This window comes from Yersinia aldovae 670-83 (genome assembly GCF_000834395.1).
Classification (GTDB): Bacteria; Pseudomonadota; Gammaproteobacteria; order Enterobacterales; family Enterobacteriaceae; genus Yersinia; species Yersinia aldovae.
The window spans coordinates 1,334,963-1,348,256 of record NZ_CP009781.1 but is presented as its reverse complement, the minus strand read 5'-3'; the positions used below and the strand labels follow the sequence as shown (position 1 = coordinate 1,348,256).

Sequence of the window (13,294 nt, the reverse complement as noted above, 5' to 3'; positions counted from 1 at the left end):
AATTGGCTTACCGGCATCATTGCGGCCGGGGAACACCAATTTATAATTCCCTGTCAGCACCTTGAGCTTTTCAAGTATCGCTAAGGCTTGTGTGGATAGCGGCACAAGGTGAGGGCGGCGCTTCTTCATCCTTTCTTTGGGAACCTCCCACAAGGCATTATCCAGATCAAATTCAGACCATTCAGCGGCCCGTAGCTCGATAGTTCTTACCCCAGTGAGCATTAACAACTGGGTGGCGTATTTGGTCAGTTTGCTACCTTTATAGTTATCCAATGCCTGAATAAATTCGGGTAATTCACTTTCATTCAGGAAAGGGTAATGGCCATTCTTAGGGCGGTTTAGTGCGCTGGCCAGATCCGGGGCTGGGTTATAAGTGGCCCGCCCGGTCACTACGGCATAGCGGAAGACTTCACCACAGCGCCGCCTGATTTTCCCGGTGAGTTCCAGTGCGCCACGTTTTTCGATTCTTTGCAGAACGGCTAACAGTTCCAACGGCGCTATTTGGTCAATTTGGCGCTTGCCGATATAAGGAAATACGTTGTTATCGAAGCCACGCATAACCGTATCCGCATATTCTGGTGTCCATGTCGCAAGTTTGGAGGTGTGCCATTCGCGGGCAATATCTTCAAAGGTATTTTTAGCTGGATACTTTAAGGCAATCTTTTCCGCTTTACGGGCATCACTGGGATTGGTGCCATTGGCTAAAGCTGATTTTGCTTCCTCACGTTGGCGGCGAGCATCAGCCAGTGATACGGGGCCATAGACACCAAATGAAATCATATGAGCCTTGCCGCCAAATTGATAACGGAAACGCCAACCTTTCACTCCATTAGGGGAAATGATGAGTGATAAGCCTTTGCCATCATTGAGTGTATAAGCCTTGTCTGTCGGCTTGGCGGAGCGGATTTTGAAGTCATTTAGCAGCATTTTTGTATAACCATAAGATCGAACCTAGCGTTATACAACATTCTATACAAGTTTTGTGTAGCTGTTACGGGTATTTTTGGGATTTCTTTGGACGTGGTTTTTTATAATGCAATTGTTTTTAAAGGTTTTTTAGACTTTATTGAACATCTTGAGAAATGCTAATGGTGTCCCCGACTGGAATCGAACCAGTAACTAGCCCTTAGGAGGGGCTTGTTATATCCGTTTAACTACGGGGACCCGGTCATCGGCTGAGTGGTTGCCGGTGAAGTGTGCTGCCGGGGTATTATACGCATTTTGAGCCAGATAATAAGCAGTCGACTGCCTGTTTGGTTACTCTGTCACCAACTTAGGGTGAAAAAGTAGTGGTTACTACAAAAAGACAATAATTTATGACGATATCTTACGTTCTGTTGGGTGTTTGGGAAAGGAAGGGCTGAACTGCCCCGAGGCCATAACAGATTGAAAAAAGATAAAAATAGTATGGCTTCGGAGCAAATGGCAGGTTACGGCATCAGCTTTTCTTAACAAACTCTGATTTTAACTTCATTGGGCCAAACCCATCAATTTTACAATCGATATTATGATCCCCTTCAACCAAACGGATGCCTTTCACTTTAGTACCGATTTTCAGCGTTGAAGAGCTGCCTTTTACTTTCAGATCCTTAACCACTGTCACTGAGTCACCATCAGCCAACAAATTACCATTGGCATCGCGTACCACCAGGTCGTCTTGCGACGTTGCAGACGGGATGCTTTCCGACCACTCATGACCACACTCCGGGCAATTCAGTTGTTCCCCTTCTTGCCATGTAAATTCAGAACTACATTTTGGACAGTTTGGTAAATCCTGCACGGTAACCTCTTGAAATTAAATTGAATAAATATTAAAAAGTGATAAATAGTAAACTACTATAGCTATGATCACATATTTTAGACTTTTTATCACGTTTACCTGCGGTTATTCCTGTGACGATGATGGCTTTTTGGCTATTTCGTCACCTTTTTAGGCTGATGTGTCATGTCGCTTCGGATCTGCGCGTGGCTTATCAACGCAAAAATAAAAGTGCCACCAATGATGTTACCCGCCAGTGTTGGCAGAGCGAATGGATAAACAAATTGTTGCCACGGCAAAGAACCGTTAAACACCAGATAGAAGATTTCTACCGAACCGACAACGATATGTGTCAGGTCGCATAATGCAACTAAATAGGTCATCAGGAAGATCAACCAAATCTTGGCTCCCCCAGCCGAGGGCATCATCCATACCATCGTGGCAATTATCCAGCCAGAGAATATCCCATTGGCGAACATCTCTGTCGGTGAGTTTTCCATGACCCCTTGTGCGAGTGTAACAAACGCGGCGCGAGTGTCCTCGTCGAATACCGGCATATGAATAAAGGAGTAGGCCGCCAGCCCAGTACCTATCAGGTTGCCTAATAACACCAACCCCCATAGTCGGAATAATAGAATAAAATTTCTTAAACTGGGTTTTTGCATGATGGGCAGCACAGGGGTGACAGTATTCTCAGTAAATAGCTGCTGACGCGCCATGATAACAATGATAAAACCGAAGGTATAACCGACATTTTCCAGTAAAAAACTGGCTGGATTGTCTGGTAACCTGGCATGGAAAATACCTTTTGCTATCAGGGAAGCCCCCATCGAAAGCCCGGCAGCGATGGCTGACCACAGCAGCGCAAAGCTATCACGTTCTAATTCTTTTTCACCATCAAGGCGGATGAGTTCATGAATTGCTGCCGCTTTGGAGGGCAGCTTCTTTTCATTAACTTCAATCTCTTTTCCCTGTTTTTGTTCATCACTTTCTACTTTCAGTTCACCCTTATTCTGAGACGGTTTCTCATCATCCATCAGGCTCTCCCAATTGACAGCGAAAATAATTGATATGGGTTAATCACAATAAAATAAGGAGATACTAAAGTAATAAGCGTAGTCCTAATTATTGTTTACGGAAGGAAACCAGGGAGGCAATCAGTGGATAAAATATCTACGTGATGTAACATAAAAAGTAACAAAACTTTAACTTTGTTGTTTTTTTCTACAGAAAATTGATCTTATGCCGAATATTACCCCTATATGGGTAGTGGGAGTGTTAGGCCCACGCTACGTAAGGATTCGGCCTTATGTTATCATTCGGTTTTCCCATAATTATAACCCTGACGAATGGAAAGAAATCCTTCATGCTGGAAGCTAAAAATCTGACCTGTGTCCGAGATGAACGAAGCTTATTTCAACAGTTAAGTTTCTGTGTGGCGGCGGGAGAGATAGTGCAGGTTGAAGGGCAGAATGGCGCGGGGAAAACCAGCTTATTGCGGATTTTAGCCGGGTTGGCCGATGCCGATGAAGGGCAGGTGTACTGGCAAGGGGCGAACATCCGCCGTGACCGTGCCAAATACCATCAGGATTTATTGTTTTTGGGCCATCAGCCGGGGATTAAATCGGTACTGACCCCGTTTGAGAATTTGGCATTTTATCAGTCGGTATTTCAGCCAGTGGACAGCGCCGCTATTTGGCAGGCGTTGTCGCAAGTTGGGCTAGTGGGTTACGAAGACCTGCCTGTGTCGCAACTCTCCGCTGGGCAGCAACGTCGGGTCGCATTGGCCCGTTTATGGCTGAGTCAGGCACCGCTGTGGATCTTGGATGAACCGCTGACGGCGATTGATAAACAAGGTGTTAGCACATTACTGGATCTGTTTGTGCTTCATGCTGCTAACGGGGGCATGGTGTTGCTGACTACCCATCAGGATTTACATGGCGTTAGCCAGAATGTGCGTAAGATCCGTTTAACCAACGCGCAGGAGAACTAATGTTTATCAGCGTGTTGCGCCGTGAATTAAAGATAGCGTTCAGAAAAGGCGCGGAAATTGTTAACCCGCTCTGGTTTTTCCTGATCGTCATCACGTTATTCCCGCTGGGGATTGGCCCTGAGCCGCAATTACTGGCGCGTATTGCGCCGGGGATTGTCTGGGTGGCTGCGTTGTTAGCGTCGCTGCTCTCGCTAGAGCGGCTGTTTCGTGATGATTTTTACGACGGCTCGCTTGAACAACTGCTGCTGTTGCCCTCGCCGCTGCCACTCACGGTATTAGGCAAAGTGTGTGCTCACTGGGTGGTGACTGGGCTGCCGTTACTTATTTTATCGCCGCTGGTGGCATTGCTCCTTTCTCTGGATAGCAATACCGCCATCGCAATGGCGCTGACGCTACTGCTGGGCACGCCAACATTGAGTTTTATCGGGGCTATTGGAGTAGCTCTGACGGTTGGGTTACGCAAAGGTGGTGTGTTGTTGAGTTTATTAGTTCTGCCGCTGTATATCCCGGTGTTGATATTTGCTACCGCTGCCATTGATGCAGCGTCGATGTCGATGCCGATTGATGGTTATCTGGCCATTCTGGGGGCGATGCTGGCAGGGAGTGCAACGCTTGCGCCTTTTGCTACAGCGGCGGCGTTGAGAGTCAGTGTGCACTAACTATTTATATTTGATGTCATAAAAAGAAGTCGTAAAAAATAAGTTTTTTCAAAAGGTTAAATGCGGTAGCCAACGCAGTCAGAGCAGATTGTGCGCCGTACCTTGCATCGGTATTACCGCTGCGGCAATGTCAGTCCAATTTTTACAGTGAGCAATGAAAAATGTGGAAATGGTTTCATCAATTCGCTAAACCCGAGCGACTTTATCAGCTATGTGGCCGGTTTATTCCGTGGCTTGGCATTGGGGCATGTGTTTGCCTGATCGTCGGCTGGGTGTGGGGATTCGGTTTCGCCCCTTCGGATTATCAGCAAGGTAACAGTTTCCGCATCATTTATTTGCATGTTCCGGCGGCGATATGGTCGATGGGCATATATATGTCGATGGCAATCGCTGCGTTTGTCGGATTGGTGTGGCAAATGAAAATGTCTGATAACGTTGTTGCGGCGATGGCTCCGGTCGGAGCGGTATTCACCTTTATTGCGCTGGTCACTGGCTCTGCGTGGGGCAAACCGATGTGGGGAACCTGGTGGATTTGGGATGCCCGCTTGACCTCAGAGTTGGTGCTGTTATTTCTCTATCTTGGCGTAATTGCGCTGTATAACGCCTTCGAAGACCGCAAGCTGGCGGGGCGGGCTGCCGGCATTCTGGTGCTGGTGGGCGTGGTCAATATACCTATCATTCATTTCTCCGTGGTGTGGTGGAACACCCTACACCAAGGTTCAACCAATATGCAGCAAAGCATTGATCCCAGTATGCGCTCACCGTTGCGTTGGGCGATTTTCGGTTATTTGCTGTTTTTTGCCACGCTGACATTAATGCGTTTGCGCAATCTGATTTTGCAGCAAGAGCGCCATCGTCCTTGGGTTGCCGCCCTGTTACGTAAGGAGCCACGTATATGACCCCAGCCTTTGACTCGTGGATGGCTTTTTTTATGATGGGCGGTTATGCCTTTTATGTCTGGCTGGCAGTAGCGGTCACCGTCTTATCTCTGCTCGGTTTGTGGGTACACACTTGCTGGCAGCATAAACAGCTATTAGCCGATATTCAGCGCCGCCAGGCCAGAGAACAACGTATTCGTCAGGCACAATTAAACCAGACAAACAGCGACATCAGTTTGCAGGAGAAACAACCGTGAATCCACGTAGGAAAAGCCGACTCTATTTGGCCATTGTGGTGCTGATCGGTGTCGGTCTGACCGTCACTTTGGTGCTGTATGCGTTGCGTTCAAATATTGACCTGTTTTATACGCCAGGCGAAATTCTGCAAGGGAAAGGTGAACGCCATGAGAAGCCAGAGATTGGCCAGCGCCTGCGGATTGGCGGCATGGTGATGCCTGGTACGGTGAAACGTGATGCCAAGACGTTGGAGGTGAGTTTTAAGGTCTATGATGCCCGTGGTGCGGTCACCGTCACTTATACCGGCATTTTACCGGACTTGTTCCGTGAGGGGCAGGGGGTGGTAGCACAAGGGGTATTCGCTGAAGGTAACACTATCAATGCTAAAGAAGTCTTAGCCAAGCATGATGAAAAGTATACGCCGCCAGAGGTTGAAGAAGCGATGAAAGAGAATCATACCCGCCCGGCTGCGGCCTATGGTGAGGGCAATGCCTCATGATGCCTGAAATTGGCAGTTTCTTATTATGTTTGGCGCTGGCAATTTCGCTATTGCTGAGTTTGTATCCGCAGTGGGGAGCCGCGCGCCAGGATGCTCGCATGATGGCCGTGGGCCGGCCGCTCACCTACGGCATGTTTGCCACCATCACTCTGTCATTTATATGTCTGGTATATGCATTTGTAGTGAATGATTTTACCGTCTCCTATGTGGCGGCGAACTCAAACTCGCAATTACCGGTCTATTACCGTATTGCTGCCACCTGGGGAGCACATGAAGGCTCGCTATTGCTGTGGGTATTACTGCTGAGTTGCTGGTCACTGGCCGTTGCGCTGTTTAGCCGTTCGATGCCTGAAGATGCGGTGGCTCGCGTGTTGTCAGTGCTGGGGATGATTACCGGCGGTTTCTTACTGTTCATTATTCTGACCTCAAATCCGTTTAGCCGCACCTTGCCGGGGTTCCCGATTGATGGTGGCGATTTGAACCCACTGTTGCAGGATGTTGGGTTGATCTTCCATCCTCCTCTCCTTTATATGGGATATGTCGGTTTCTCGGTCGCTTTCGCTTTTGCCATTGCCTCATTAATGGCCGGCCGCTTGGACAGTGCCTGGGCGCGCTGGTCGCGGCCCTGGACACAAGCGGCATGGGTGTTCCTGACCATGGGGATCGTACTGGGATCGGCGTGGGCTTACTATGAATTAGGCTGGGGTGGCTGGTGGTTCTGGGATCCGGTGGAAAATGCCTCCTTTATGCCGTGGTTGGCCGGTACTGCGCTGATTCACTCACTGGCAGTTACCGAGAAGCGTGGCACCTTCAAAGCGTGGACGGTATTGCTGGCGATTACCGCATTCTCATTGTGCTTAATGGGCACCTTCCTGGTGCGTTCCGGCGTGCTGGTTTCAGTACACTCCTTTGCCTCTGATCCGGCGCGCGGCATGTTTATCCTCGCCTATCTGGTGATTGTCATCGGTGGTTCGCTTCTGTTGTATGCGGTAAAAGGCGCACAAGTACGCAGCCGTACACAACATGAGGTGTTCTCGCGTGAGACTTTCCTGCTCAGTAACAATGTGTTGCTAATTGCCGCGATGCTGGTGGTGTTACTGGGTACCTTGTTGCCGCTGGTTCACAAGCAGCTTGGGCTGGGCAGTATTTCAATCGGAGAGCCGTTTTTTAATACCATGTTCACCTGGTTGATGGCACCGATGGCGCTGCTGATGGGGATTGGGCCATTGGTGCGCTGGCGCAGAGACGAACCCAGTAAGTTATGGACGCGTTTGGGCGTGGCGCTGGTTGTCACGCTGTTGTTATCGATATTGGTACCGTGGCTGATGCAGGACACCATTGCCGGTATGACGGTGGTCGGGCTGATGATGGCTATTTGGGTCATTATCCTGACATTGATGGAACTGCATGAGCGAGCAACACATCGATATAGCTTCTGGCGTGGCCTGACTCACCTTTCCCGCAGCCACTGGGGAATGGTGCTGGGCCATCTTGGGGTTGCCGTCACGGTGATAGGCATTGCTTTTAGCCAGAACTACAGTGTTGAGCGAGATGTGCGCATGAAGGCCGGTGATAGCATTGATATCCATGATTATCACTTCGTTTTCCGCGATGTTCACGATATTAAAGGGCCGAACTATACCGGTGGTGTTGGTATTATTGATGTCACCCGTCATGGCAAGGTGGAAGCCACCTTACATGCGGAAAAACGCTATTACAGTGTCTCCCGTTCAATGATGACAGAAGCTGCCATTGACGGCGGTTTTACCCGTGACCTTTACGCCGCGCTAGATGAAGAGCTGGATGATGGCTCATGGGCGGTACGCTTGTATTACAAGCCATTTGTGCGCTGGATATGGTTTGGCGGGGTATTTATGGCCCTCGGCGGCCTCTTCTGTATGTTCGATCCACGTTATCGGATGAGTAAAAAGCTAAAACGCGCGGCCGCATCGGAGGCAAAATAATGAAATCACCGACTTCATTTAATAAGCTGATGTTTATTCCGCTGGTGCTGTTTTTGCTGCTGGTGGTGGCGTTTTTAGTGCAACTGACCCGTAATGCCAATGGTGATGATCCGACGATGCTGGAGTCTGCACTGATTGGTAAACCCGTGCCCGCGTTTAAACTGGAATCCCTTGATAAACCGGGTAAAATCTTTGATCAAGCGGTATTGCATGACGGCAAGCCGATGTTGCTCAACGTCTGGGCGACCTGGTGCCCAACTTGCCGGGCGGAGCATCAATATCTGAATAAACTGGCCGCGCAGGGCATCCGCGTGGTTGGGCTGAATTATAAAGATGATCGCGGCAAAGCGGTGCAGTGGCTCAATTCGCTCGGTAACCCATATGCGCTGAGTTTGTATGATGGTGATGGCATGTTGGGATTAGATCTTGGTGTCTATGGCGCACCGGAGACTTTCTTGATCGACGGTCAGGGTATTATCCGTTATCGCCATGCCGGTGATCTCAACGATCGCGTTTGGTTGCAGGAAATTTTGCCGCTGTATAACAAGTATCAGGGGGGCGCATGAGGTTACTTAGCCTGATGTTTGGCTTGATGCTGAGTTGCAGTGTGTTCGCAGCGATCGATACGTATACTTTCAAATCAGAGGCGCAGGAGCAGCAGTATCGTGAACTGACCGAGCAGTTGCGCTGCCCTAAGTGTCAGAACAATAGCATTGCTGATTCTAATGCCATTATTGCTGCGGATATGCGCGCCAAAGTGTATGAACTGCAGCAGCAGGGAAATTCCAAACAGCAAGTTATTGATTATATGGTGGCCCGCTACGGTAATTTCGTAACTTATGAACCCCCCGTGACTGCCGCGACCTTGATTCTCTGGGTCGGCCCGATACTGTTTGTGTTGATGGGGACGACGATAGTGATATTGCGCGCTCGGCGTCGGGTGGAAAAAGAAGCCCCACTTTCAGCGCAAGAGCAGCAGCGGCTACAAGATTTGTTGTCTGAAAAAAACGTACAGGCTGGAAAAAATGGGCCGGTCCGACAAAACCCCACTGACAGGAAACAACCATAATGGCATTTTGGCTAATAGTGATCATTTTGCTGGCGGTCGCGGGTGCCTTATTCGTCATTCCGGCCATGCGACAAAATGCGAATGCCCCAGTAACCACCCGTGATGAGCTAAATAAGGCGATTTATCAGGACCGGTTATCTGAACTGGCAGAAGATGAAGCGCAGGGCGTGGTAGCACAACGGCCTGAGCTGATTAAAGAGCTGCAACAAAACTTGCTGACCGACATCCCACAACCAGAGGGTGCTCAAAGCAGCATCACTCAACTGCCATCGGCTGGCGAAATAGGCCCAATCAACCGTTGGGCATTATTACCCGGTGTGGTGGTTATGGTGGTTGTTGCTGTGGGGTTATATCTGAAAACCGGTGGGTTGGCTCAGGTGCTGGCATGGCATCAGGTTGAGGCGCAAATGCCTGAGTTGCGAGCCAGAGTCGCTAACGAACGGGCTGAACCTTTGACAATGGAAGAGGTGGCACGTTTAGGGCTGGGGCTGCGCACCTCATTGCAGCAGGATACAGGTAACGTCAACGACTGGATGATGCTGGGGCGCGTGGGGATGGCGCTCAACAATGCGACAACCGCAACGCAAGCTTTTGCGAAAGCCTATCAGTTAGCACCCGATAATGAAGAGGTCAGACTCGGCTATGCCGAAGTGCTGACTCGCTCCAATGATCCGCAGGATAATCAGTTAGCTACCCAGATGTTGCGCACAATGGTTGGGCAAAATCATACCAATCTGCGTGCGATGAGCTTATTGGCTTTTAATGCTTTTGAACAGGGTGATTTCAAACAAGCCATTGGTGCGTGGGAAGTTATGCTAAAATTGTTGCCTGCTGGTGATTCTCGCGTCGAAGTGATAAAACGCAGTATTGCGCAAGCCAAATCGCAGGCAGGGCAGGAAACAGCTACACTGGGAATAGAGGTATCATTATCTTCAGATGCCGCCCAAAATTTACCTCGACGGGGAACACTGATTATATCGGTAACCGACGGTACAAATCCGATACCGGTTGCTGTAAAGCGACTGCCGCTGAACCGTTTCCCGCTATCAATTACGCTGGATGATAGCAATGCAATGATGCCTGAGCGTTTGCTCTCATCCTTGCATCAGGTGAAAGTGCGTGCACGTATCTCACTGGATGGCACTGCCAATCCGCAATCTGGCGACTGGTTCGGTGAGAGTATGGTGCAGGACTTTAATGGGGCGGGGCAGTCAGGCAATCAAAAAGTAGGTATTCAACCTATTAGTGTTCAGATAAACAGACAAACCCCTTAAGTGAAAGGGGCTAGCAAGATTTCATGGAGAAGAATATGAACTACCGCCTGACTGGGCTGGCTTTTGCAACCGTGCTATTAGTAGGGTGCGCCAGTAGCTCGCCGGATCACATGGAGCAGGGGCGCTCGGATCCACTCGAAGGTTTTAACCGGGCAATGTTCAATTTTAACTATGAGGTTCTTGATCCTTATATTGTCCGCCCGGTGGCGGTTGTTTGGCGGGATTACGTGCCACAGCCAGCACGTAATGGCACGAGTAACTTCCTCAGCAATCTGGAAGAACCAGCCAGTATGGTGAATAGCTTCCTGGTCGGTGATCCGTATAACGCCATGAAGCACTTCAACCGCTTCTTCCTAAATACCATACTGGGGATGGGGGGGCTTATCGATGTTGCCAGTATGGCTAACCCAAAACTGGCTAAACAAGTTCCTCATCGCTTTGGGAGTACGTTAGGTCATTATAATGTCGGTTACGGCCCTTACGTGGTACTACCGGGTTATGGTAGCTTTACGATCCGTGAGGATGGCGGTAACGCGGTTGATTACGTCTATCCGGTGCTGAGTTATCTGACGTTCTGGATGTCGGCGGGCAAATGGATGGTTGAAGGCATTGAAACCCGGGCGCAGTTGTTGGATTCGGATGGTTTGCTGCGTAACTCATCAGACCCTTATTTGATGATGCGCGAAGCTTACTTCCAACGTAATGACTTCCTGGCGAGCGGTGGCCAATTGAAAGTAGAAGTTAACTCGAATGCTCAAGCTATTCAGAACGATCTGGACAGTATCGATTCAGCCAACTGATATCGCTTCTGACACTAGTCGATAAAAAAGCGCCTTGCGGCGCTTTTTTATCGACATAATCCGAGAAATAATCGGTTATTAGAATGTGTAGTTAAAGTTCACGCCGTACAGCAGTGCAGTACCTTTAGAGTCAAACTCATAGGTTGTTGCGCCCAATGCTGTAGGGGTTTTTTCCTTGATGTGCACGTTCTGGCCGTGCATATAGGAAATACCCACGTCAACAGAGGCATCTTTGTTGAAAGCGTAGGTCGTACCGGCACTGATCCAGAAACGATCTTGGTCTGGAATCGAGATGGTACGGTTATCTGCGGGAACCGGGCTATCATCAAAGGCGATACCGGTACGGAAGGTCCAACTGTCATCGTAATAATAGGTGGTACCCAGCGCAATACGGTAGGCGTCTCTAAAGCCTTCATGCTTTTCAAACAGTGTCTGGCCATTCGTGCCGGTTGCTTTCAGTTCTTGGAACTGGCTCCAACTGGTGTACGCCATGCTGTAGTGAATCGCCCATTGTGGTGCTACTTTGTTATAGCCGGACACTTCCCAGACTTCAGGTAGATTCAGGGTTAGAGCGCCAGGGACTGTTTGACCGCCCAATCCACCGGCTTGGCGAGGTAATTGGTTACTGTAATCGCCATCAAAATCAATTTTCACTTTGGAACGATAGGTGAAGCTATAACGGTTTTCTTTATCAACTTCATACAGAACCCCCGCATTCCAACCATAGCCCCATTTTGTCCCTTCCATACGGGTGACTTCAGTACTGTACGGTAAACGACCGCCACCGGCTTCACCGAGATGACGCACAATCTTGGCATCGGCATAAACCGCATCAAAGCCTAAACCGAAGCTGAAGTTTTCATTCAGACGGTAAGCCGCGCTTAGATTCAGGTTGGCGGTTTTCAGGTCAGTCTCGCCACCCAATGAGCCGGCGACATAGTCATCATTGAATTTGGTCGCCAGGCCGTAGTTTGAGGTACCGGACGCACCAATCGCCCATTGTTCATTTAATGGCATAATAAAGTGGATATTCGGTATCCACTCTGATGGTGCGATATTGTTGGCATTAGTGCTTCTGCCGCTTGGTGACGTCCCGCTGATGTCAACGCTTGGATCAACATAAACGAAGCCGCCAGAGAAAGAAGGGCGATCGAACAAAGTCATTGCGGCGGGGTTGCGGCTACCAACAGATGCGTTGTCGGCAACAGCGCCTTCACCAGAGAAAGAGCGCCCCAAGGCAGCGGCTGAATATTCATTCAACTGAAAGCCGGCCGCAGAAACGTTCGAAGAGATGATTGCCACTGCAGCTGCCAGAGCTGATCGGGTAAACAGGTTTTTCTGGTTCATGACCAAAACCTCATTATTTTAATTAATGTTACATACCGTAACAAGAGAATGCGGGATTGTAGGGTCCGTTTTCGGTCAGACAAAGCAGACCAGTGGCTGAAGTATAGGTCTGACCTGTGTGCGTGTTGCAAGTATGTTTTGTGATTTGTTCAATTTCAATTGCAAAAAATAGACGTAGTTAACAAAAATCTCACAATTTAGCAGCAATTATTACATTATTGATGAGCGAACAAACAATTTTAGTGTGATTTCCGTCACTTAATAGGCTTATAAACAGTAAGTCCTAGTGCCTTAGGCATTGCAGTAGTAAAATAGAGAAAGAGAAAATATTTTTTGCGCCATGTCTGTTTTGTGCGAGTTAATCGGCAATAGGACTTATTTTGAAATGTCCGTTGAGGAGAATTGAAGATGTCAGATGCAAGTATTCGATCAACAAACAATCGCTGTAGCGCTGAAGAAACTGCCGCTTGCTGCTGCGTCGATGTCGGCACGATAATGGACAATACTGACTGCACTGCCGCTTACAGTTGCGTGTTTGATAACCGTGCTGAAGCTGAAACCATGCTGAAATCGTTGAGCGAAAAAGCGCGTGCGGTTGAATCCGATCCTTGTCTGATTGAGCATACGTTGGAAGAGACGGACGGCGGTGTTCGTTTAACCATTGATTTCACTTTTGCTTGCCAGGCAGAAACGATGATTTTCCAGCTTGGGCTGCGTTAAGGTCTAAGCAACCACTTTAAGCAAAAAAGTGAGACAAATAATACCAAGCGCGAAGCTAATTGCTTTGCGTTTTTTTTAATCATTCCTCGCGTGAA

14 protein-coding genes, 1 tRNA gene and 1 pseudogene are annotated in these 13,294 nt (G+C 48.9%); 11 read left to right on the top strand and 5 right to left on the bottom strand.

Going from position 1 to position 13,294, the window contains the following annotated elements; translation table 11 throughout:
• The 4 genes and pseudogenes from AT01_RS06200 to AT01_RS06185 all read right to left on the bottom strand — a co-directional run.
• A pseudogene (locus AT01_RS06200) lies at positions 1–927 on the bottom strand (tyrosine-type recombinase/integrase); the annotation flags it as partial.
• A 162-nt stretch (positions 928–1,089) separates the two neighbouring features.
• Positions 1,090–1,164 (bottom strand) — tRNA-Arg (locus AT01_RS06195).
• 274 nt (positions 1,165–1,438) lie between these two features.
• On the bottom strand, positions 1,439–1,780 hold the full coding sequence (locus AT01_RS06190) for a zinc ribbon domain-containing protein YjdM (protein WP_042546503.1): 342 nt from the start codon (positions 1,778–1,780) through the stop codon (positions 1,439–1,441).
• A gap of 134 nt (positions 1,781–1,914) precedes the next feature.
• Positions 1,915–2,796, bottom strand: a complete 882-nt coding sequence (locus tag AT01_RS06185; RefSeq protein WP_042546502.1) for a formate/nitrite transporter family protein — start codon at positions 2,794–2,796, stop codon at positions 1,915–1,917.
• 329 nt (positions 2,797–3,125) lie between these two features.
• Here AT01_RS06185 and ccmA point away from each other — a divergent pair, with 329 nt between their 5' ends.
• The 10 genes from ccmA to mlaA all read left to right on the top strand — a co-directional run bounded on the left by ccmA (position 3,126) and on the right by mlaA (position 11,132).
• Positions 3,126–3,752, top strand: coding sequence for a cytochrome c biogenesis heme-transporting ATPase CcmA (ccmA, locus tag AT01_RS06180; RefSeq protein ID WP_042546501.1), 627 nt, complete (start codon positions 3,126–3,128; stop codon positions 3,750–3,752).
• A complete protein-coding gene (ccmB, locus tag AT01_RS06175; protein ID WP_004702864.1) occupies positions 3,752–4,411 on the top strand; it encodes a heme exporter protein CcmB in 660 nt (219 codons plus the stop codon). Before ccmA ends, ccmB begins: the two co-directional genes overlap by 1 nt.
• 161 nt (positions 4,412–4,572) lie before the next feature.
• A complete protein-coding gene (locus AT01_RS06170; RefSeq protein WP_042546500.1) occupies positions 4,573–5,310 on the top strand; it encodes a heme ABC transporter permease in 738 nt (245 codons plus the stop codon).
• Entirely contained in the window at positions 5,307–5,546 is a 240-nt protein-coding gene (gene ccmD / locus AT01_RS06165) for a heme exporter protein CcmD (RefSeq protein WP_042546499.1), read from the top strand. Before AT01_RS06170 ends, ccmD begins: the two co-directional genes overlap by 4 nt.
• A complete protein-coding gene (ccmE, locus tag AT01_RS06160; protein ID WP_042546498.1) occupies positions 5,543–6,025 on the top strand; it encodes a cytochrome c maturation protein CcmE in 483 nt (160 codons plus the stop codon). Before ccmD ends, ccmE begins: the two co-directional genes overlap by 4 nt.
• Positions 6,022–7,989, top strand: coding sequence for a heme lyase CcmF/NrfE family subunit (locus tag AT01_RS06155; protein ID WP_042546497.1), 1,968 nt, complete (start codon positions 6,022–6,024; stop codon positions 7,987–7,989). The genes ccmE and AT01_RS06155 overlap by 4 nt, the downstream gene beginning before the upstream one ends.
• Positions 7,989–8,555 carry a DsbE family thiol:disulfide interchange protein gene (locus tag AT01_RS06150; RefSeq protein WP_042546496.1) on the top strand — a complete coding sequence of 189 codons (567 nt, stop codon included), beginning with the start codon at positions 7,989–7,991 and terminating at the stop codon, positions 8,553–8,555. Before AT01_RS06155 ends, AT01_RS06150 begins: the two co-directional genes overlap by 1 nt.
• On the top strand, positions 8,552–9,058 hold the full coding sequence (locus AT01_RS06145; protein ID WP_042546495.1) for a cytochrome c-type biogenesis protein: 507 nt from the start codon (positions 8,552–8,554) through the stop codon (positions 9,056–9,058). The genes AT01_RS06150 and AT01_RS06145 overlap by 4 nt, the downstream gene beginning before the upstream one ends.
• Entirely contained in the window at positions 9,058–10,332 is a 1,275-nt protein-coding gene (ccmI, locus tag AT01_RS06140; RefSeq protein WP_042546494.1) for a c-type cytochrome biogenesis protein CcmI, read from the top strand. The genes AT01_RS06145 and ccmI overlap by 1 nt, the downstream gene beginning before the upstream one ends.
• Before the next feature lie 35 nt (positions 10,333–10,367).
• On the top strand, positions 10,368–11,132 hold the full coding sequence (gene mlaA / locus AT01_RS06135; RefSeq protein WP_082039554.1) for a phospholipid-binding lipoprotein MlaA: 765 nt from the start codon (positions 10,368–10,370) through the stop codon (positions 11,130–11,132).
• A gap of 78 nt (positions 11,133–11,210) precedes the next feature.
• On the opposite strand, the gene fadL is transcribed toward mlaA, so the two are convergent.
• Entirely contained in the window at positions 11,211–12,479 is a 1,269-nt protein-coding gene (gene fadL, locus AT01_RS06130; protein WP_004702874.1) for a long-chain fatty acid transporter FadL, read from the bottom strand.
• A gap of 408 nt (positions 12,480–12,887) precedes the next feature.
• On the opposite strand from fadL, the gene AT01_RS06125 reads away from it, so the two are divergent.
• Positions 12,888–13,199 carry a YfcZ/YiiS family protein gene (locus AT01_RS06125; protein ID WP_042546493.1) on the top strand — a complete coding sequence of 104 codons (312 nt, stop codon included), beginning with the start codon at positions 12,888–12,890 and terminating at the stop codon, positions 13,197–13,199.
• Positions 13,200–13,294: the final 95 nt, after the last annotated feature.